The sequence below is a fragment of the Thalassospira lucentensis genome, assembly GCF_050516545.1.
GTDB lineage: Bacteria > Pseudomonadota > Alphaproteobacteria > Rhodospirillales > Thalassospiraceae > Thalassospira > Thalassospira lucentensis_C.
In genome coordinates this window covers 3,079,058-3,103,016 of record NZ_CP191544.1, presented here as the reverse complement: position 1 = coordinate 3,103,016, position 23,959 = coordinate 3,079,058, and the positions used below count along the sequence as shown (strand labels likewise).

General features: G+C 52.4%; 5 protein-coding genes. 3 read left to right on the top strand and 2 right to left on the bottom strand.

The genetic code is table 11. The features are described 5' to 3' along the window. Positions 1-20 precede the first annotated feature (20 nt). The 3 genes from ACQ0MK_RS14125 (at position 21) to ACQ0MK_RS14115 (ending at position 2,928) form a co-directional block, all read left to right on the top strand. A complete protein-coding gene (locus ACQ0MK_RS14125) occupies positions 21-1,364 on the top strand; it encodes an SPFH domain-containing protein (protein ID WP_430473166.1) in 1,344 nt (447 codons plus the stop codon). A 106-nt stretch (positions 1,365-1,470) separates the two neighbouring features. Continuing rightward, positions 1,471-2,034: a YcjF family protein gene (locus ACQ0MK_RS14120; RefSeq protein WP_430473165.1), complete on the top strand. Its 564-nt coding sequence runs from the start codon at positions 1,471-1,473 to the stop codon at positions 2,032-2,034. Between the two features lie 153 nt (positions 2,035-2,187). Next, entirely contained in the window at positions 2,188-2,928 is a 741-nt protein-coding gene (locus tag ACQ0MK_RS14115) for a 4'-phosphopantetheinyl transferase family protein (protein ID WP_430473164.1), read from the top strand. A 34-nt stretch (positions 2,929-2,962) separates the two neighbouring features. Here ACQ0MK_RS14115 and ACQ0MK_RS14110 read toward each other — a convergent pair whose 3' ends face one another. Together ACQ0MK_RS14110 and ACQ0MK_RS14105 are read right to left on the bottom strand one after the other, a co-directional pair. Beyond that, a complete protein-coding gene (locus ACQ0MK_RS14110) occupies positions 2,963-6,475 on the bottom strand; it encodes an AMP-binding protein (RefSeq protein WP_430473163.1) in 3,513 nt (1,170 codons plus the stop codon). Next, positions 6,475-23,808, bottom strand: a complete 17,334-nt coding sequence (locus tag ACQ0MK_RS14105) for an amino acid adenylation domain-containing protein (protein ID WP_430473162.1) — start codon at positions 23,806-23,808, stop codon at positions 6,475-6,477. Before ACQ0MK_RS14105 ends, ACQ0MK_RS14110 begins: the two co-directional genes overlap by 1 nt. Between the last annotated feature and the right edge of the window lie 151 nt (positions 23,809-23,959).

Genomic DNA, 23,959 nt, shown 5'->3' with positions numbered 1-23,959 from the left:
ATTTGAGAACGAGATAACGAATGGTTGATGGCACCACAGCTTCCGCAGGCGGCGTTGAAAATGGCGGTGATGAAAATGCGCGCCCAGCCGGGATCGTCAGGCGGATCGTCAATTGGCTGCACGACGTTCTTCAACGTTTTCAGACCGGTTTGCTGATCACGATCTTTTTTGTGCTGATTGGTATGATCGCGTTAGCACCACAAATCTTTATCACCATCCCGTCGGGGCATGTCGGGGTTATGTGGTATCGGTTCTTTGGCGGGACTGTTGTTGAACATACCTATGGTGAAGGGGTTCAGTTAATCTTCCCGTGGGATGAAATGTTCATCTATGACGCCCGTTTGCAAAATCAGGCACGTGTCTATGACACGATTTCATCGAACGGTCTTTCGATGGAAGTTGATATTGCTGTGCGGTATCGCATCAACCGCGAAGCGGCCGGGATGCTCCATAAACTTGTTGGGCCGAATTACCCGGAAGTTCTTGTTTATCCGGAAATCGGATCGCATGCGCGTGAGTTGATTTCACGCTATACCCCTGAACAGCTTTACACCGAAACCCGCGCCTTTATTCAGGCAGAAATTCTTGAGCGGATGGTTAATCAACTTGGCTCGTCATTGGTCAATCAAAGCTTCCAGGGGCGGTTGGTCACAGTTGAGGACGTCTTGATCCGGTCGGTAAAACTGCCAGAGCGTGTTGCCGATGCGATCGAGCGCAAAGCCGAACAGTATCAGGCCATGCTGGAATATGATTTCCGACTGGCACGCGAAGAAAAAGAAAAGCAGCGCAAAAAAATTGAAGCCGAAGGTATTCGTGAATTCCAGGATATCGTGGCCAAAACGATCACCGAAGAATATCTGCGTTTGCGCGGCATTGAAGCCACCATGTCGCTGGCAACATCCAAAAACAGCAAAACGATCATTATTGGTGGCCGGGATGGCCTGCCGGTTATCTTAAATACTGCGGATGCGCCTGGATCATCGCGGGAGTCCGAAGAACCAGGCGCCGAATTGACCGGCGATCAGGAAAGTACATTGCCATCGGCAAGTGATTTCAATGCCCGTGGCGGGGAGATTTCACCACAGAATGCGATCTCACCCGGATTGCGCGAACCGGGGTCAGGCCGTGGATCGGCTGCGGCAACCCCGGAACCGGCGATGAAACCAAACGCATCGCAGCCTGCTTCGGCATCGCAGACGGCTCCTTCCGGTTCAGCACCGGAACAACCAGCCGCGCCGGGCACAATGCAAAAAGTCATGCAGTCCATTGCGCCGATCTATGATGCATCGAGTTCTGCTGCAGGAACACCGGCCGGGCGCGAACCCGCAGCACAACCTGAGATGAAGGCAGACATTAAACAGTAATGGTTTCTGTCGATTGCGATAAACTATAAGTTGGGTTAAACTGCTGACAGTATAGGTTTTTGAGTAACTTATCTGTTGGCCAACAGACATTTGCAAAGAGGCGATTATGAGCGAAGCAGAGAACGTTGAAGAGACTGAAGAAGTTGCGCTAGAAGAGGCAGCCGAACTCCGTGCCTTGGTGCGCGGGTGCATTCATCGTCACGCTGCTTACGCAGCAGTTGGCGGGCTTGTACCAATTCCTTTCCTTGAAATGGCGACAAGCAGCACGATCCAGCTTCGTATGGTTGCGAAGCTTTGTGATGCTTACGGTATTCCCTTCTCGGAAAATGCAATCAAGAGTTCCATCTCGACCTTGGTGGCAACGGTTCTGCCGGTTACCGGTGTCGGTTATGCCACGGCGAGCCTGATCCGTCGGGTGCCGGTTGTCGGGACGATTTTTGGTGTTGTTGCAATGCCAACTTTTGCTGCCGCATGCACCTATGCGCTTGGTCGTGTGTTTGCATGGCATTTTGCAAAGGGTGGCACGGTTGCCAACTTTGACGCAGATGAAGCATCTGAGAAATTCCAGGATGAGTTTGCAGAAGGCAAACGTAAGGCATCGGAATTTGTTAAGGGTGGCAAGACGACTACTGCCAAGTCGACCGGTGGGGCAGCTACTGCCAAAGCGTAACGGTTTTCCTAAACCGGAACACTGATATTATTTGGAAATGCCCAAAGCATGCTTTGGGCATTTCTTTTGTTTATGGGGCAATGAATATTCTGTTTCGCCAAATGAGGTCTTAAATTGCTTGTGCCTAACGCTGTTAAAATTCAGACCTTGCTGATGGATCGACCCATTGCTTCAGGCAGCTTTGACGCGCCTGATCTTTTGCGGGCAACATTGGCTGTAATTGACCTTGATGCGGTGAATAGCCCTGCCAATGATGCCGCCTTGATGCGTTCATATTTTCATCCACGCGAAATGGATCGTCGTGACAGGTTCGAACATATACGCCGCAAGGACAGCTATACGGTTGGGCGTTTGGCGGCAAAGTTGGCACTTAAACACCATTGCCCATCCGCAGACATGCAAAAAATCTCTGTCGAAAAGGGTGTTTTTGATCAGCCAATTCTGCTGGCGGATAGCTCGGCAAGTGATGTTGCGCAAGTGGGAATTTCAATCTCGCATTCAGCCAGCTACGCCGTGGCATTGATTTTTCATCGGGCCCATCCAATGGGGGTCGATATCGATTTACCAACACAGCAGGATATTGCCCCTGTCCTGTCCGGCCTTGATGAGAAGACGCAACGTCGGTTTGCGGACCTTGGTCTGTCGGATGTCGCGTGCGCCAGTCTGATCTGGACTGCCCGGGAAAGTCTGGCAAAGGCGCTTACGACTGGAATGATGACACCGCTCGCGCTTTATTGTTCATCAAATATCACGCGACAGGGAAATTGTTTTGTCCTGCATTATGAGAATTTTGCGCAATACAAAACACATGTCTGGCCGGGGAAGAAGGGGTGGCTTGCCCTGACAATGCCAGCCCGAACCGACATGAAAACTGCCGATCCGGACTGGGAATAATAAAAAGTTGGACGCACTTTCAAAGCAATCCCATCTAGTTCGTGCGGATCATTTGTTCCCGAATGGCATTCGCCACGGGACGGACATCGGGGCCAGTGATCATCGTCCCATGTGTTCCCGGCACCATGGCGAGTGAGATGTTGTTTTCAACAAAACCAAGCCAGCCGTTAAAGTCATCTTTTGCCATATAGGGCGCACCCCGAACGACTGTTTCAGGTCTGATCAGCAATACGTCGATATCATCGATTTTCGGTGGAACATAATGCACAGCGGCGAGCGCATTGTTCTGAAATACTGCAAGCAATCGACGCATTGTATTGCGGTCCGCCCCTTGGGGCAAAAGATCAGATTTTTTGCCTTGGTCCAAAAGATAGTCAATACGTTCTTCCGGGGTCAGAGGGCGGAGTTCTTCAGATTTAACGATGCCGAGTTCGCCAAAGACGTCAGCAAGATATTCAGCCTCGTCCTTGCGCAGCATCTCTCGCACGGAATCAGGAATTGCAATCGCATCAAGCAACGTAATGCTGCGAACATCAATCCCCATCTGAGACAGTCGATGGCCGGCCTCAAATGCAAGTAACCCGCCAAAGCTCCAGCCGGTCACACGTACCGGTCCCTTGGGAACAGCTTCCTGGATTGCAGGAAGATAGTAAGCGACCATTTCTTCAACGGTCGGATTTAAAGACTGGCCGCCGTCCAGACCGCGTGCCTCAACCATGTATATCGGCTGTTCCGGTCCCAACGTTTGTGCAAGTTTCTGGTAACACAGAATGTTGCCGCCCACCGGGTGGAAACATATCATCGGGATATCTTTACCGTTCGGATTAACCGAAACAACCGGGCTTTTGGCCTTTTCCTCTTGCCTGCGTGTTTCGATACGTGCGGCAAGTTTGGCAACAGATGAACAACTGAACAGGTCGCTGAGCGGGATTTTGACATCGACCGCTTGCTGGATCTTGGACAGAAACTGAACTGCCAACACGCTATGGCCGCCAAGTTCAAAGAAATCAGCATGTGCATCGCTGATTGCACAATCAAGAACAGCTCCCATCAGTTTTGCAACTTGATGTTCAAGGTCGGACTGAAGGGGAACAACAGGGCGTGTTGATACAGCGGTTTGGCTTCCTGCCGGCTCGGGGAGCTTTGATTGGTCAACTTTGCCGTTTGACGTTAACGGCATCTGATCAAGGCAAATGATGTAGCCGGGAACCATGTAGGATGGCAGGGTCTGTTCAAGTTGGGTGCGGCAGTTCGCAACGTCAAAGCCATCGTCAGTTGTGACGTAAGCAACAATGGTTTCTGTGCCTTGATGATCTGCTTTGTGCAGAATGACGGTTGCACGGTTGACCAGCGGGTGCTTGGTGAGTGCGGATTCAATTTCGCCCAGCTCGACCCGGTTGCCGCGTATTTTGATCTGGCTGTCTTCACGGCCGATAAAGACGATTTCGCCGTCGTTACGTCTGCGGCCAATGTCACCACTGCGATACCAGCGGCTTCCATCCGGACGGGTAATGAATTTCAGTTCACTCTGATGGCGATCATTTAGATATCCGCGGGCAACGCCTGCTCCCCCAATCAGTATTTCACCAGGGACACCGTTGGGAAGGGGCCGGTTTTTCGCATCACAGATATCAACCCGTACACCTTTGATAGCACTTCCGATCGGCGGTGGCAGGATCTGACGGAAATTGTTGGCCGTCGTGACATATTGCGCGGCTGAGACGCAGCATTCTGTCGGCCCATAAGCATTTATCAGTTTGCAGTTGCTATGTTCGGGGTGGGTAAAGAATTGCTCGACAAGGTCGGTCGATACCGGCTCTCCGCCCAAAACGACCATCTTTGCTTGGCAGGTTTGCCCCGATTGTTGCCAGTATCTCAGCAACAGGAAGAACATGCTTGGTGTCGCATCAAGCTGATCTATTTTCTGACGGACCACGAAATTATGCAAAGATTCAGGATCAATACGGGTGTCAAAACCGGGAATATGCAGGCTATGACCGTTCAAAATGGCTGAGAAAATCTGAACAATTGATCCATCAAAAGCAAATGGCGCAACACATGTAAGGTTCAGGCCAATGTCAGGACTGTTCGTTGCGATAAGATCAAGCTGCGTCTCGCGGACGGAACGGGCAAGGTTGACCACTGATCCATGCTCGATCATTACCCCTTTTGGGGTGCCGGTTGTCCCACTGGTAAACAGGACATAGGCAAGGTCAGAAGGGGCAGACACGCTTGGAACGTGGGGAAATTGCGCATCATCAAAACGCGTTAGGTTGGATGCATCATATCGCTGTTTTGATCCGGTCTTGGGAGTGACCGTTCTATCCGGGGTAAGGACAAGATCAAAGGTATAAGGGGCGGGATCAAAGCCCGGTGCGTTTATGACCGATCTCTGTGTCGCAAATCCACCATGTTCGGCGGCCCAGTCCTTGATGAAGGCTTCGGAAACAAACAAGTCTTCAAGGAAATCAAGACGGGTTTCATATCCCTTACCGGCATTGTCAGTGGCAAATTGTGCAAGATCGCCGAGATAGTCGTCACGACGATCAGCATCCCAGACATTGCCAAGATAAATGGCACCATTGGGGGCAAGAAGCTTGGCCGCTTTTGCCAGTACCTGACGAAGGTAGCCGAATCCCGGGAAGTTTTCGATGACGCTGTTCAGGATGATCAGATCAAAAGAACCTTCTTCAAATACGTCAATATCATGCGCAGCCAACTGGCGGCCCATCACATGAGACATACCGGATTTGATCGCAAGTTCTTCGGTGCGTTCGACATTGCGCCGCGACAGGTCAGTTGCGACATAGCGCCCGACAACCGGGGCAACATGCTTCATCGTAAAGCCCGAAGCACAACCGATTTCAAGAACCTTTGCATTGTCTGAAACCAGATTGGACACCTTGTCTCGCGCATTGGCGCCAAAGGCATCCATCGCAGACTGATCAATCGGCTGTCCTGTGAACGCGCTTTTCCATCCGCCCGCAAGAACATTGTCGGCATCATCCCCGGCAAGGTGATCCCATAATTCGATCGACATCAGGGAGCCGGGCATTTCGGTGATGCTGTCAATCGCATCGTGATCAACACACAGGATATGATCAATGCAGGCACAGCGCCATTGCATCTGATGCAAATCACCGACATTGGCTTTGTCAGCCAGAACAAACGGAATTTCGGCATTGCGTGCGATTGAAATACGGCGCGCCAAAGGAATGGTGGGATCAAGCGGAACAAACGCATGGCCGGATTTCAGCACACCAAGGATCGCAGCGATGTAATGGCGATTGCGTCCCGTCATTACGCCAATCAAAGCCTCACCTGGCAGGTTCAGGGTGGTAATAAAATTGGCAATATGTGTGCTCAGACGATCCAGATTGTTGTACGAAAAACTGCCGGTTTCATCTGCAACGGCAATGTTATTGGGACAGGACGACGCAACCGAGACAAATGCGTCAACGATGCTGCCAAGGTCTGCACCCTTTGAAGATTCTGGTTCAATCAGGGCCGTTTCCAAACTGTCAAAGTCAAAGTCGGCAATCTTCATCAATCGGTCCCTTTGGGTGTTGTACTCGTTGCGTTCTGAGCAGCGGCTTTGGCAAATTTGGACAAAAATGCCAACCAGCGCTGCATTGTTTCCGCGTTAAACAGATCCGTGTCGTATTCCAGCGTGAAGCGTGCCTGATTGGCTTCTTCTGTCAGGAACAGGATGATGTCATGCTTGGCAGCAGTATTATCGACAAACTCATCCATATTGTCTGGCAGGAGACCTTGATGACCCGGCCTCGTCACGGGAAGTCCCTTGTTGCTGCCTTCATCAGTTAGTGCGCCAAACCGCTGATACTCAAAAACAACATTCATAAGCGGTTGGCGGTTTCCATGACGCTTGGGCGCGATGGCGCGGACCAGCTCATCAAACGGATAATCCTGGCGATCAAGTGCCGCTGTGATATTTGAATGAACACTGTCGATCAGTGATGACAGTTCTGTTTCCGAATTCATCTGAACGCGGATCGGCAGAACATTAACAAAGAACCCGATCAATCCTTCTGTCTCGGTTCTTTCCCGCCCGGCGACGCCCATTCCAATGACCATATCTTCCTGACGAGTAAGACGATACAGCATTGCAGAAAACAGCGCCATGCCGACAGCGGAAAGAGTGGTGTTATGTGTTCGTGCCAATATGTGCAGGCCATGCAACACGTCATCTTCGATCATCATGTGCGCATGTGCGCCGCGATATGATTGTATGGCAGGGTGTTGGTGATCCGTTGGCAATGCAATGGTATCTGGTGCGCCTTCGAGTTTGTCGCGCCAGTAGCTTTCTGCTTTTGTCCAATCTTGTTCGGATTGCCAGTTGGCAAAATCTTTGTAACTGATTGGAAGAGGCACCAGATCAGGTGCCTGTTTCGTCATTGCAGCCTGATAGAATGCGCCGAGTTCATTTACAAGAATGCGCGATGACCAGCCATCCCCGACAATGTGATGGGTTGTAATGACCAGCAGTTCCTCATCATTGGAAACCTTGATGATATGTGCGCGAATCAGTGGTGGTTGTTCGAGCAAGATGGGGGTTGCTGCCTCTTGGCGGGTTAGGCGAAGTGCTTCACGGGCAATGGTTTGATGCTTTGAAATGTCGCTGAATTTGACGTCCGGCGTTGATGTCGGATGGATGCGCTGGCTGATGATGCCATCTTGTTCGATAAACTCGGTTCGCAAAGTTTCGTGGCGATCAATCAGGTCGCGTAGTGCGGTTGCAAGTTTGTCTTGTTGCAACGAACCATCACACCGCAGAACAAACAACATGCCATATGCACCGCTATTCTGATCCATCTTTGACAAAAGATAGAGCCGCTTCTGCGCATGACTGGCAGGATAAACCGCCATGGCAGGAGCGGTTGGAATAGTGTCATGTTCTGTAGTTGAGGCAGGCGCCATATCCCGTGCAATCAGGTTGGCCAATTCCGCAACAGTGGGGTTGGCAAAGAAATCAGCCATGCTGATACGTTTGCCTGTTCGATCGGTCAGTCTGTTGACGATACGGATCGCCATAAGACTGTGTCCACCAAGAGCAACAAAGCTGGTGGCCGGATCGGTAATCTCGGTTTTGAACACCTCGCTGAAGACTTGGGCAACGATGGTTTGGATTTGCAAAGCATCGTCTGATTTCGTCAATTCCATAACGCCGGGGGGTGGAGCCACCGGCGCTATATTCGCTGCGCTGTTATCCCAGAACTGAAGTGCATCAATCGCCCGGTGGGCCGGTAAGGAAATGTGATCAAGGGTATCTTGGTCCGATTGGATCAATCGTTGCAAGGTGCCGACAAAAACTTCACCCAACGCCTTGATCGAGGTGCTGTCGAACATCTCTGCATAGTAGTCGAATGCAATCGTCATTTTGTCAGGAAGGTCGCGGACAAAGATTGAAATGTCATTCTTGCAATGATGGCGCTGAACCTGAATATCTTGTGGTGATGAACCCGTGGTTTCCGGTGCCATCTTACTTGCTTCATAATTCATGTAAGACACCGAGACTTCTGACAGCAAAGTCCGGTCTGGTGCGGCAGGAGGGGCCAGATCGGTCAAAAGTTGATCAAGGAAATAGGCACGGTGACGCATGGCCCCAACATGGGCTTCTTGCATGCGGGTTAGCAGGTCCGCGATTGTCTCATCTGCATTCAGCTTCATGCGCAAAGGTAGTAAGGAGACCATCATTCCGGGGATATTTCGGAATCCTGTTGCATCACGTGAATCCACCGGGACACTAATGACCAGATCATCGGTCTTGGCGATGCGTCCAAGAATGGTAAACCATGTTGCCATGACGAGTGTGAACATGGTGACGCGCTGACTTGATGCGAATTTGCGTGCATCGCGCAACAAATCAACACCCACTTCGAAGCTGGTAATTGCGCCATCAAACGTATGATAGGGCGGACGTGGGCGATCTGACGGCAGATCAAGTTTTGGTATGCGGTCAGAATAGACTTCCTGCCAATATTTCTTGGCAGCACTTAACCGCGTTTGACTTTCGTCTGTATGGCTCCACCATGCGTAGTCTCGCAATTGGTATTTTAGAGGGGGCAGCGTCACGCCGGAATAAATGCCAAACAGGTCGCCAAGAATGACCTCGGTTGTAAAGCCATCAGCCATGACGTGATGAATATCAAAGAACAAACATGTTTCTCCAAAATCATCACGCAGGAGGTTCCAGCGAACAGGAAGTTCGTTTTCAAGATCGAACGGTTGGATCAATGCGCTGCAGGCATCTTCAAGCGTGCCTGAAATGGTTTGCACCGCAAGATCAGGCATTGCCTGATCTGCGGGCAGAATTTCCATCTGCCAGCTTTCATTGGCATCAATGCTGATGATGCGGGTGCGCAGTATTTCGTGACGCTCGGTCAACGTGCGGATGGCTGTTGCCAATCCGCCAGCATCAATGCTGTCACCTAAACGATACACAAAGGGCAGGTTAAAGGCTGTGCCCATATTGCCTTTTTGGGCAGCATTCAGGACTGAAACCTGTTCAAGCGCAAGCGGATAGAAATCTTGCCGCGGGGCGCGAAGCGGATCATCAGAAACACCGGAAACACTGGGAACAGGTGCCGGAGTGAATTCAGCCGGGGCTTCTGACAATTCCATCTTTGGTGTGTCTTCGAAAGACACGATCTTCGCGTGAAGTTGTTCGATGGTCGCGTTTTCAAACAGGTCAGTCAGGCTGACGCGATAGCCAAGGTCATGGATCAGCCGATCAACGATTTGCATGCCGGTAATCGAATCACCGCCCAGTGCATAGAAATCATCTTTTGGACCGACGTCATCATATCCAAGTGTTTCTGCCCATATGGTGCAAATTGCGTCTAAGGCGGAAGGTGTCATCGCAGTGATATTTGCGGACACCTTTACATCCTGTTCATGGGCGGTGTTTGTTGCAGCCGTTGTTGAACTTAGTTCTGTCGCGGACGGGATGTTTGCGATTTGTGCCAGCGATGTGACCGTCGGCGCAGAAAACAAGTCCGATATGGTCAAAGAAAGACCAAGTTCGGCATTCATGCGATCAACGATTTGGACGCCAGTGATTGAATCCCCGCCCAGACCAAAGAAATCGTCGTCCTGACGGATCGTATCGTACCCAAGTGTTTCTGCCCAAATTCCGGCAATCATCTGATGAATATCCGCAGCCGGTTCGCTCGTCGCGGGAAGGTCATGTGCAGCAGTTCTTTCATGCACATTGTGGGGGGCAGATGGCGTAATTGCCTGCGTTGCATTCAGCCGGTCACGGGCAAGAACAACCAGCTGCCGTGCCGAATGACGGATTGCGTCGCGCCACAAAGCACGCGCAGCTTTGGGCGAAATCCACGCGCCATCTTGAAGACGGACATCGTTGCGTGCGGCCATGCCTTGTTCACTCAGCGCACACCAGTCAATACTCAGGGCAGGGCGACCATTGAAAACACGAAGGTAGGCAAGCCCGTCAAGGAACGCATTGGCGGCACAATATGCCGTTTGCCCCGGTGCACCAGCAATGGCTGTCAGGCTTCCGAACATGACAAATGCTTGAAGTGGGTCAGTCCGGGTTAAGGCGTCAAGATTCCGTCCGCCAGTAATCTTCGGGCGTAGGACGTCGTCAAAGTTTGCCAAGTCGCGGCGTGCAAGGAACCCACCATCTGCAATGCCCGCAGCATGCACAACTGCGGTGATCGGCCCCATCTGGCTTCGAATGTCGGCGAGTGTCGCGTCAAGAGAACCAAGGTCGGAAATATCACAGGACAGGACCGTCAGTTTGACGCCCTTATTGCGCAAACCGTTGAGCTGATCTTTGGTTTCCTGCTCAAGCGCATCTTCTGATCTTCGCCCGATCAGGGCAAGCTGAACAGCCCCATTGGCCGAGAATTCTTCGGCAAGGGCAAGCGCAAAGCCACCGGTGCCCCCGGTTACAACGCAAACGCCATGATCAGGCCAGTTCACGGAGCTACTGGATTGGACTTTGGCAGCAGGCAGTAGATCACGCTTATAGCGCACACCATCCCGGTATACTGCGATCGGATCATTGGCTGCGGTTGCGGTTAATTCAGGACCAAGGTAATCAGGAAACTCGGCCGGTATAATATCAAGATAACGGATATCAAGCAGCGGTTCTTCCTTGGATAAGGCCAGAACGATACCAGCGACTGATGCGTGATCTGGATTTGGCGTGACGAGATCATTTTCAAGCGTGAAGGCACCATGTCCAACAATGACAAACCGCAAGGGACCATTCATCCCGACTAGGGTTTTCTGAAGGAGGCTCGCGGTGCTGTGTGCGACGTCATCATCTTCTGACAACGCCAATACAACATGTTTTCTGTTGGTTAGGTGATCTTTTGAAAAGGCATCAAGACGGATGGTTTCCCAATTGTCTGGAATGGGCCAGGTATCGGAATCACAGATAAACAGACAATCTTCAGGTGTGGCTGCCCCGGCAAGGGGGGCCTTTTGCCAGACGGTGGCAAGAAGCTCCGGCTGTGATTGTTGTAAGGTTTCACCAGATTTGGCAAATTTAAGCCCCGTTGCCGATAAAACCGGTCTGTCGGTTTTCGCATCATATAATGCAACCGTTCCCAAACCGTTTTCGCGGATCTCGCAACCTGCATATATGTCACCGCATGAACCACCATGCACCGTGATCTGATCAATCCCGACCGGGACATACCCCACCCCCATTTTTGCAAGTGGCATGCTAACGGCGATATCGGCGATTGCCGGATGGAATGGCCATTCCGTCATATCGCGCTGATAGTCATCTTTCAGGCGCAGGTGCTTAAGAAGCAGAGTTTCTTCAGGATCATAATGGACGGATTGCTGACAATCCCAGCGATCACTGACCGAGACAGTGCCGAACTGCGCACTAAAGGGTGAATTGGGTGCAGTTACAGTTGCGCGATGGCGCATGTCATCAAGCGTGATTATTCCGGGATCTGGAGAAACAACACCGCTTTGCCAGAATGCAGTAGCAAAAACCCGCCATTTCCCATTCTTAAGACGCGCACCTACTTCAACATGTCCATCTTCGGCAAACGACAGGCTGATATTACCATCCGCCAAGGCGTCTTCTATGAGCGGGCTATGCCAGACCAGATTCTTTAATTGTATGACTTGATCCGTCGGGGCCAGCCGGGCGGCGGCTTTTGCGATCAAAGCCGGTATTGCCATACCGACAACAGTCGGGCGGCTATTGAGTTTATGTTCGTTAAGCGGCCAGAAATCGGGACCCGTAATCAGGATGCTAAATACGCGTGCCGTTGGGGTTTCGACTGGTCCGCGCAGCATGTCGGGTGCTTGTGCCTGTGCTTGGGTCTGTGGACGGGCCTCAAAGACAGGTTTGCAGGTTTTGCGGACGAATGGCGATGCCGGTAAAGCAACACGTCGGGCCTTCTGCGTCAGGGGCCAGACAAGCTGCGCACCGTTAAGATAATGCGCCACATGCAAGGGTGCGTCAGCCGGGTTTTCAAGGACAAGCTGACAGGATTTTTCTGTAATCGGGTGGTTTGCGTCTGTTCCGGTTTCAATGCCGGTTGCAATGTTAAGCAACTGGTCAAGAAGCTCTGATCGGTTTTGGGCTGCAAACGCAAAACGGTGTTTCAGATGGTCACGTCCGGATGCCAAGGTAAAGGCAATATCGCGCAGGTCCAATGACGTATCTGCCTGAATACGGCGCAGCAGGTTTGCCGCATATTGGCGTAATGCATCAGCATTTCCGGCCGAAAATGCGACAATAAAGGTCGGGTCTATGCCATCTGTATTCTCTGAGTGATGAGCGGGCTGAGGTGCCGTTTCGATCAGAATATGGGCGTTGATCCCGCTCAGACCAAACGAACTGATACCAGCGCGCCGTGCGGTGCCAAGATCAGGGAGTTTTTCAAGTTTCTGCGCGACCTTTACCGGCGCGCGATTGAAATTGATTTTGGGGTTGGGCATTACAAAATGGGGTTGTGGTGGGGCCTGATCATGACGAAGAGCCATGATTGCACGGGCAAGGCCAAGTGCCCCGGCGGTTCCGTCAAGATGGCCATAATTGCCTTTGCCTGACCCGATAAAGGCGGTCGTCTTTTGATCGGTGATGCCTGCGAAAGCACGGGTCAATCCATCAATCTCAATCGGGTCGCCAAGTGATGTTCCGGTGCCATGCGCCTCGAAATAAGAAACGCTCGTAAGGTCGATATCGGCCGAGCGTGCGGCATCCCGAATGACTTCCGCCTGCATCACCGGATTGGGGGCAGCAGCACCGCTTGATGTGCCGTCCTGATTGACAGCACTGCCGCGAATGACAGCATGGATGTGATCGCCGTCTTGCATCGCATTGCTAAGGGGTTTGAGGACGAAAATCACACTGCCTTCGCCCATGCCGGTGCCATCGGCATCTTTATCGAAGGCCCGGGTCCGCGCGGTCGAGGAATCGATGGTAAAGGTGCTATCGGCACTGGGCGGGCACGGCAAAATCTTTGCCCCGCCGGCGATGGCGACCTTGCAGCTGCCATTACGCAGGTTTTGACATGCATGGTGGACGGCAACCAGCGACGACGAACACGCGGTATCAATAACAGTGGCCGGACCGTGCCAGTCTTTGAGGAAGGACAGGCGGGTCACGATGTTGGATGGCACATTTAACGCAAAGGCCTGCTCGGCCTTGGCGGGCGGAATATGTTCCATCGCCATGCGCCAAACCGGGTTGCTGCCACCACCGGCAAATACGCCGACCTTCTGACCATTCAGGGCATTGCCGCCATATCCGGCATCCTCCATCGCCATCAAGGCGGTTTCCATGAACAGCCGTTGTTCCGGATCAAGCAGCCCGGCATCAATCGGGGCAAGGCGGAAACGTGCCGCATCAAATTCATAAAGCGTGTCGAGATAGGCGACTTCGCGGAAACGTGATGGAACGGGTTTGCCAAGTGCGGTCAAGATTTCGCGGGCATCGGCTTCGCGATCGGTTGGCACCGGACGGACAAGATCACGACCCGATGCGACATCTTTCCAGAATGTTTCGACTGTGTTCGCACCTGCAACTTGCAGCGCCATGCCGATGACAGCAATCGGTTCATCATCGGCAAGAATGGCACTTTCGGAACTCTGAATGCGTGTATCGGCTGGGATATCGTCTTCCGCGCCAAGAAGCACCGCCTGTCGGGAAATCGACGGATTGGCAAACAAGTCGGCAATACCGATTTTCCCGGGCCAGCGGGCATCAATTTTTTCAAACAATCGCAGCAGCAACAACGAGTTTCCGCCAACGTCAAAGAACCCGTCATCAAGTGCCGGATGAACATCGGGAAGAACTTCCGACCAAAGCACCGTAATCTGTGCTTCAAGATCACTTTTTGCTTCCGTCGATCGTGCCACAGGTTTTGCCGCGGTTTTGATCGATGGTGCGGTTTTACTTTTACTGGTCGGGATTTGGACACCGGCAAGAGCCTTGCGGTCGACCTTGCCACTGCTGGTCAATGGTAAATGGTCAATCTTGAAGAACCGTGCGGGGATCATGTATTCCGGCAGGCGTGTTCGCAGATGTTCGCGCAGCGCAGTGCTTGTCAGATCGTCTGCACCAAGAACAAAGGCATGCAATTCATCAAGGCCCCCAATCTTGACAGGCTTGACCGGCGCACGTTCGATTGCCGGGTGGCTTTCAAGGGCCACTTCGATTTCACCGCATTCGATCCGGTAGCCACGAATTTTAACCTGATGATCGATGCGGCCAAGATATTCAATCGTGCCATCATGGCGCCAACGACCAAGGTCGCCGGTGCGGTATAGACGCTGTTTCGGCGATGCCGGATCAGGCGGGAATTTTTCGGCACTTAGTTCGATGCGGTTACGATAGCCCAGTGCGATTTGCGGTCCACCCAATGTGATTTCACCGCTAACCCCGATGGGGACAGGTGAAAAATCAGGGGCAAGAACTTGCACCGTTGTGTTGGCAATCGGCTTTCCAATCGGGACAACATTTCCCGTTATATGCGGCGAACATGCTTGCCAGGTGACATCAACGGTTGCTTCTGTCGGACCATAAAGATTGTGAAGTTCCGTGCCAAATTCATTGAACAGTAGTGTGTTGAATCGCTGAACAACAGCAGCATCAAGAGCTTCGCCACTGGCAAAGACGCGTTTTAAGGTCGCCAGTTTGCCGATATCAACCATGCCGCTTTCGATGGAGAACAGGAATGTCGCCAGCATCGAGGGCACAAAATGCATTGTCGTGACGCGATTGTCGAAGATTGCATCTGCGATTTGTCGTGGGTCACGTTCGGCACCGGGCGCAGGCAAGACAACCTTTGCACCGGTCCATGACCACCAGAATAATTCCCAGACCGACACATCAAAAGTGATCGGTGTTTTTTGCAAGATGACATCGTCGGGGCCAAGCGGGAAGGCATCTTGCATCCAAAGAATGCGGTTCAGGACCCCGCGATGGGCAATCTCCACCCCTTTTGGTCGGCCGGTTGATCCGGATGTAAACAGAACATAGGCCAGATCATCCGGCCCGTGTGAAAGGGCCGGAATATCCCCAACTTCATGACCATCAAGCAGGATGGTTTTTGCGGGATCAAACAGGTTTGCCAAATCTGGCGTGGTGATGACAAAACCGTCACCAAGATCTTCGAGCATATCCTTGCGGCGTTGCTTTGGATGATCGGGGTCAAGCGGGCTGTAAGCGGCACCGGCAAGAAGAATACCGTGAATGGCCGCAAGCATATTGACGGATCGACGAATGGCAACGGCAACGACATCACCGGGACGGATGGCACGCGCATGCAGCATCGTGGCAATGCCAGAAGCACGGCGGGCAAACTGCGCATAGGTCAGTTCTTCATTGTCATCCACAACCGCAATATCATCGGGGGTGGATGCTACCTGATCAAGGAAGGGCTCAGAAATTGGCCTTTCAATCGGCAAAGAACAGTTAGTCGCATTAAATTGTTCAATCTGCGCATATTCACGCTCAGACATAATAGAAAGCTTGGAAACCGGCTGGTCAGCCATGTCGCAAAGAGCTGCTTGGCTCAGTGCTTCCAGTCGTTCTGCGAAGGCGGAAATTGTTTGGCGGTCAAAAAGACCGGTGTCGAACTCAATCGTGCCGCATAGCTTGTCATCACTGCGCCAGAAGTAAAAACCAAGATCAAATTTGGCGAATGGAAACTCTGTTCTGCGCAGTGAAACACTGGCGTCCCCCAACTGCGCATTTTCGGGCAGATTGTCCTGCCAGGCAACCATCACATCGAATAGCGGGTTGCGTGAAAGGTCACGTGGCGCATTTATCGCATTTACAACGTCTTCGAATGGCACTGCCTGATCGGCAAGCGCATCCATGACAGTTTTTTGTGTTGCGGCAAGATGCATATCAAAGCAGGCATCCGGATCGACTTTCTGGCGAACCAGCACTGTGTTGACGAAAAATCCAATGACATCATCAAGTGCTGAATGTTCGCGTCCGGCAACCAGCATCCCCAGTGGAATGTCGGTTTGTCCGCAATGGCGATACAAAAGGACCTGCAACAAGGCAGTCAGAATATTAAAGGCTGTGACACCTTGCTGCTGTGCGGTGTCATCAATCAGGCGCGTTGTCGCATCACCAAGTTCGAATTCAAGGAAGTCACCGGCAAAGCGGCGTTCGGCCGGGCGCGGATAGTCTGTCGGCAAATTAAGCGGTTCGGCAATCGGGACAAGCCGTTCTTTCCAGCGCGCAAGTGCAGCTTTTCCCTCGTCACCCTTAAGATAGCCACGCTGCCAGGTGACGAAATCTTCATAATGGCGTTCCAGTTTTGGCAGTTGTGGTGCTGTGTGATTGATTTCTGCGCTATAGAACGCAGCCAGTTCGCGCAGCAAGATCGGCATCGACCAGCCATCGCAAATTGCGTGGTGCAGTGAAATGATCAGCCAGTGACGCTTGGGACCCAAGGTGACAAGATCGGCACGCGCCATCGGCGCATCATTAAGGTCAAACGGGCGTCTGATTTCCGAGGTGATAAATCGGTTTGCCGTTGCCGCGTCCATATGATGATGACCCAGGGACCATGAGCCTGAAGGTGCAATATACTGATGAACCCCGTCATGATGATCCGGATCAGACTTGAACCGCAGGCGGAGCGCATGCTGTCGATCTTCAAGTTTATGCAATGCGCGTTGGAGCGCATCGACATCAAGCAGGCCGGATACTTCCAGCGTTGCCGGGACTGAATAGACCGCAAGGTCGGGCTGCATGCGTTGCAAGACCCACAAGCGCGCCTGTCCGCTTGAAAGGCTAAATCGGTCAGCGGATGTATGCTGCAGGTGTGGCAAAATATCTCGGGCGGATGCATTTGGCGCATCGCCAACCAACACGGCGATATTCGCGACCGTACGAGCGCTAAAGATTTCTGGAAGGTTGGGCCGATAGCCTGATTGCGCTTCGATCAGGCCCGCAAGTCGCATGGCAAGCAGGCTGTGCCCGCCAAGAGCAAAGAAATCAGAAGACGCTGAGATGACCTTGCCGGGGAATAATGTTTCGAACTGGGCAATGACCCATTGTTCCGTCTTGTTACTATCGGTTGTTGCCGGTAAACGGATTTGCTCGGCATCACCAATCACGGCTTGCAGCTTTTTGCGATCAACCTTGCCATTGGCATTCACCGGCAGGTGCGACAGAACGACAAAGCGTTCGGGCACCATGTAATCCGGGAAGTCACGCGAAAGGGCTGACGCCCAAGCCGTGCTTTCATCATGATCTGCGACAATGGCGGCCCCCAGAAACGCATCTGCGCCGGCACCCACCGGCAGCACGCAGACATTGCGAATGCCCGCAAAGTCAGAAAGCTTTTGTTCAATCGCGGTTAGTTCAATGCGGTGGCCACGGATTTTGACCTGCCCGTCGCGACGTCCGCCAAACTCAATTGTGCCATCTTGCCGCCAGCGCACCCGGTCGCCGGTTTTGTAAAGACGATCTTCGTTGATGCCGTCGATCTTTACGAAGGATGCGTCGGTGCGTTGGGGCGCACCGGTATAGCCAAGTGCAAGGCCGTCCCCGGCGGTATAAAGCTCACCCCAAACATCAACCGGGGCCAGTTTTCCGTCCCCGTCAACAACATAGATGCGAGTGTTGCCAATTGGTTTGCCGATCGGAATGTGACCGCTTTCAATGTTATTTTCAGTGATCAAATGTGTACAGGTAAATGTCGTGTTTTCTGTTGGGCCATAACCGTTGATCAGCATCACGTCCGGGCAGTCCGCCCTGACCTTGCGCAGATGGGTGGGGCTAAGCGCTTCGCCGCCGCTCATCAACCGTTTGAGGGATTTAAATGCCGTGGGTGCCTCATCGGCAATGAGATTAAACAGACTGGCTGTCATCCACATTGTGGTGACACCGGCATTGGCAAGTGTTGTCCCCAGTGATGACAGGTTAAATAGCGCATCGTTGTCGATCACATACAAGCGCCCGCCATTCAGAAGCGGTGCCCAGATTTCAAGCGTTGCCGCATCAAAGCCAAGGGATGCGGCTTGTGCTACGACGTCGTTTTCATCAAATGGCAAAGCGGGGTTGTTCACAACAAGGCGGGCAACGGCCCGGTTGGGCACCAGGACGCCTTTTGGTTTGCCCGTCGATCCGGATGTAAACATGACATAGGCAAGGTCATCCCCCGACCGTTTCGCAGGGAGGTTGAATTTGGCTGTTGTTGCGTCTGTGTCCGCATCCATGTCTGCGGTCGGTAGCGGGGCAATGGTGAAACATGTCGAAAGTTCCGCCAATCGGTCTTGTTCATGCGGGCTGCACAGAAGCGTTTTGGCGCCGCATTCTTCCATCAGATCGGCAATCGCCTTTGCCGGCAGGGATTTGTCGATGGGAAGATAGACATTGCCATGCCAGACCAGCGCTAGCAGGGCGATAACCGCATCCATATTGCGTTCTGTTGCAAGGGCAACAGTTTGACCGGGTTGGACACCGATTTCATCAAGCTTGCGCGCCAATCTGGAAAGAAGACTTCCGAGTTCGGGGTAACTGATTTTGGTTTTGCCATCGTCAATCGCGATGCGGTTGGCACATGTCGGGTCTTGAATGCGCCGTGCCAGCAATTCGCCAAGTCCCGTATCACGCGGATATTGGGCATATGTCGCGTTGAGGTCTTCGATCAAGATCTGCCGTTCTTCATCGGGCAGAATATCAATTTCGCCTAGTGGTTTTCCCGGTTCTTTGGCCAATTTGCCCAGGAACGAGACCAGTCGTTCGGCAAATCGTTCCGCCCATTGAGGCCCATATAGCGACGTTTGATGTTCAATGACGATAAATGATCCGGCACCACATTTAAGAAGTGTTACCATCAACGGGAACTTCCCCGCGCCAAAATCAATATCGCTTATGTCGTAAATATCTTCGTTGATTTCGATGGTGCTGACCGCATCAAACGGCAGGTCGACCGGCGCCTGTGCCTTCTGTGACAAGTCTTTGATTAAGCGCGATAACGGATAATCCTGCACATCAAGTATCGACAGTATTTCGCGGCCAACGTTACCGGCCAAGACATCAAAGCCTGCCTGCATGTCGCGCTTGACCGCAATTGGCAAAACGTTGGCAAAGCAACCAATGATCTGATGGTTGTCTCGAACATGCCGCCCGGAAAACGGCTGTCCTAGAACCGCGATGTTATGTTCCTTGTGCCGTGCAATCACGGCCATGATAAGCGCGTTCCAGATCGCCGTTGGCGTGGCGCTTTTGGTGCAGGCCGAAAGCGTCTTAAAGGCGTCTATCTGTGCGTCACTCAGCTTTTTAAACAGGCGGGTGGAATGACCGGGATGTGTCGCATCCGATCCGCCGGGCAATGGGGATGCCAGCAGCAATTCACTGCGTTCTTTCCAGAAATTCTTTCCAGATTGCCCGCGGCTACCAGCCAAATCTTTATGTCCGCGTTCGGCAATGGATTGTGCCGTTTCAGGACGGGGTTTCTCAATACCCTTTAACGCCTCGAGAAATGCGCGTTCCAGGATCGGGGCGGATTGGCCGTCAAAGCACATGTGGTCAATGGCAAGTGCGAGAAGCGGCGGATGTGAATTGTTTTGTTCAACATAGCCAAATCGGGCTATCGGACCGGTGCGCAGATCGAACAGACCAATTCTGATGTCTTCAACGCGATTTAGTCGGCCGATCGGGACCGGCATCGTGGCGTGGACGCGCTGCAGGAGCTGGCCTTGGTGTTCGTCAAATGTGGAACGCAGGGCGTCATTGCGGTCTATGACCTGCTCAAGGGCGCGTTTTGCATCCTCAAAACTGGTATTTTGCGGCAAGCGGAAGCTGACAATAATCTGATGGCTGTTGTCTGCGGGCTTATCGCGACGGGCCAACCATTGCCCTTCGACTGCGGGATGAGCCGGGAAAGTCGCAATGATGGGACGGGGCTTTGCACCATCCGTGGTACCTGAGGGGGCAACTTGCCGCTTTTGCGTGCTGACATGCCGAAGTGGGGGAGCTTTTGACGTGGGGATCGCATTTTCGGGAGATGCCGCAAACGCAGCCCCCTTTGCCCAGATCGCAGTAAGACCACGGGCCAACGCATCCTGCCCCACAAATATTTTCTGCTCCATGCTTTCGGGGTTTGAGGCAGGCTGCAGGGCAATGCAGTGTTCTACCTTGACGCCGTTTACAGCCGCCAGACGGGTCGCCGTATTGCCCGGACCGCATTCGATAAACAAGGCGTCGGGCGAGGATGACAAGAGGCCGTCAATGTTATCTGCAAACCGGACGCCATGACGCAAATGACGCACCCAATAGTCGGGATTTGTCGCATCTTCATCCGTCAGCCATGCCCCCGTCAGGTTCGACTGGATCGGGATTTGCGGTGGATGCAGGGTGATAGATGCAACTTCGTCACGAAATGCCGCAAGGATCGGGTCCATCAGATCAGAATGGAAAGCACGCGAAACAATCAGGCGTTTGCCAGTTTTTCCGACAGCCTTCAGATGGTTTTCAAGGCGATCAATCGATGCAATATCACCGGAAACCACATGCTGGCGCGGTCCGTTTTTCGCGGCCAAAGAAAGTCCCGGGCCAAATTGTGCCAGAAGACCTGTGACCTCCTCTTCGGGCATGGAAAGGGCATACATCGCACCGGATGCCGTTTGACTCATCAGCTTGCCGCGCATCACAACAAGGCGCAGCGCATCTTCAAAGGACATGACGCCTGCAATGCAGGCTGCAACATATTCACCGATACTATGTCCAGCCAGACCTGATGGTGTGACGCCAAACCGCATCAGCCAGCTTGCAAGCGCATATTCAAAGATAAACAAAGCAGGTTGGGCATAGTCGGTGCCAGCAAGCTTTGCTGTTTCAGCCGGTGTTTGATCTGGCGATAAAAGTAAATCACGCAGGTCAACCGGGCCGGAAAAACCGGCAACTTTCTTGCAGGCGAGATTAATCAGTTTTGCGGAATTCGGGTCGACGTCAAACAGCGCACGTGCCATCGCCGGACGTTGCGATCCTTGGCCGGGAAACAGCAAAAAGGTTTTGACAGGGTCACCCGAAAGGCTCGCGTCAATGCGCCTTGTCGAGCGATTGGACGTAAGCGCGTCGATGGCTGATGCCGTATCGTTCGCAACGATCGCTACACGTTCTGGATAGGCCGCGGCGGCTGCCAGTTGCGTCGCCAAAATGGTGAGCCGGTCAGTCGCCCCATCGTCACTGAGTTGTGCACAAGCCTGTTCGGTGATTTTGTCGAGTTCATTGCGGGTCGTGGCGCTGAACGGCAATATGTGAAGCCCATTTGGCCAGATGATGGGCAGTTTTTTGGGCAAAAATGGATCGGAAGCATGTGCGTCTTCTGACACGGGGGCGGTAGAAATGACACTGTCACGGACGGTTTTGAAACTGGGGTAGGTGTCACAGATACGATCTGCGATGGCGTTAATTGTTGCGCATTCGACAATCTCAAGCAGGGACAATTCAATCCCGAAAAGTTGCGAAATCTCATACTGCACGCGGGGCAGAAGCATCGAATGCGCCCCTGCTTCGATCAGATTGTCGTCCGCTCCGATATCATCATATTCAAGCAATCCGGCCCAGATGCCGGTAATGTCTGCGACAAGCTGTTGGCGATCATGCGAGGTAATTTCAGCAATACTGTGGCGCGCGATATCAACAGTGTTTGTGCGCGCTAGGCCGTTTGCCGCGTCTATATCTTGATCGGCATTGGCCAATACGGTCTTGATATCGGAACAGGTATCGCAGATATGCCTTGTCAGGGCGTTTATGGTCGGGTTTTCAACAATTTCATGCAGCGAAATATCACGCCCAATTCGTTGCGACAGCGCATATTGAGCACGCGGCAGCAACAGTGAATGCGCCCCCGCTTCGATAACATTATCGTCTGGCCCAATATCGTCATTCCTGATCAATCCGGTCCAGATTCGGGTGATATCAGCAGCAAGCTGCTTTTCATCCTGCGAAACGAGTTCTGTCGTGACTGTAGGGCGGGACGGGATGGATGGCGTGCCGAGTGTCTGGCCCGTTAGATCAAGGCTTTCCTGATCAATATTAACAGCACTGCCAATGGTGTCGATATCTTGATCGGGATTTGCCAATACCGATGCAAGGATCAGTTCAAACTGATCGGCAATCTGTGTGACGGCCTGCTCATCAATGCGATTGGCATCGAATTGCCAGATCAATTCAGCTCTTAGGTTGTTTAGTGCGTTGGTTTCGCTGAAGAATGCGAGGTTGATGTCGCTTGCCGGGCCGACCTGAATGTTAATGAACCGGCTTGAGAGACCGGCAAACGTAATCGGTTTCGCCGCATCAAGACTGTTGAACAGGGCACCAGATGCTGAAAGGCTTTTTACGCCAAGATTTGCCATACGCAAGCGTACCGGGGTTATCCGGGCATGGCGAAGATCACCGCGGGTTTTGGCAAGGATGGCTTTGCCTAATTCCGATACACTTTTGTGTTTATCCAAATTGACATCATAGGGCACAACACAGGTGAAGGTTCCCGGCGTGTTTCGTTCTGCCTTTCCAAGCCGATTAAGGATTGGCATGTTCCAGACAGGATGATTTTGACGTGTAATCCGTCCAAGCAAGATGGCAAAAATGCTCATCGTCATTGCCGCGGATGACATGCCAAATGCGCGCGACACGTTCTGCAGTGCCTGCAGTGTTTCGCCGTCCAACATGCGCGTAAATTGCGCATTTTTTTGCGTCTTCGGGGTCGGACCGGCCGAAAATTGCGTTGGTTGCCTGTCGGGTGTCAGGCGTTTGCGCCAATAGGTCAGATCACGTTGATATGCGGGGCTGTCCGCATAGGTGGCGTCAGCTTCAACGAAAGTGCGGTAGGACTGAAACGGGCAGTTGGGAATGGCTGTCTTTGTTTGAAGTGCGTTATAGATCGACGCAACCCGTTCGGCGATCAAATGACCGGCATAACCGTCAATCACAATGTGATGATAAACCCGGACCCACCAGAAAAGCTTTTTGCTTAACTGCAACAGCCGATGGCGACAGTTTTCGCCTGTTTCAAAAGAAAGCTCTCTGCTTTGCAAGGCCCTGACTTCGACCAAGGCTGCGGCATTTGGATCATCAGAGGATCGCAGATCAATGACATCAAAATCGGTTGGCAGGCATTCATCGGCAAAGCATTGCGTGGTCTGGCCTTCGTGATTTGAAAAGCGCAGCCGCAGAGCATCATTTTCGCGATCACTTTGGGCGATGGCTTGGTGCAACAAGGCAATGTCGAGATCGCCGTCAAACTCGAGAATATTGCAGACATTATATTGTGCAGGATCACGGCCTTTGGCCAGATCGAGCCAAATGGCAGCTTGAGGTGACGTGAGAGGATAGTGTTTCGTATCCGCCCGCGTCGCCAGCTGATTTACTTCTTTCTTTTGCAACGTCTGGCCCCTTCAAACGCTGTACCTAAAATCAAAATTTCTCAAACGCGATTAATGTGCTCGTTCATTTTTCTATTGCGTTGATCTAATTGATTTCCCCGTCAGCCTTCAGTACCGAATATGACGTTGTTCCTACCTTGTTTTCAAGTGC

Coding starts and splice junctions, on each gene's coding strand:
- ACQ0MK_RS14110 (WP_430473163.1), bottom strand. CDS start 6,475: ATGAAGATTGCCGACTTTGACTTTGACAGTTTGGAAACGGCCCTGATT.
- ACQ0MK_RS14125 (WP_430473166.1), top strand. CDS start 21: ATGGTTGATGGCACCACAGCTTCCGCAGGCGGCGTTGAAAATGGCGGT.
- ACQ0MK_RS14115 (WP_430473164.1), top strand. CDS start 2,188: ATGGATCGACCCATTGCTTCAGGCAGCTTTGACGCGCCTGATCTTTTG.
- ACQ0MK_RS14120 (WP_430473165.1), top strand. CDS start 1,471: ATGAGCGAAGCAGAGAACGTTGAAGAGACTGAAGAAGTTGCGCTAGAA.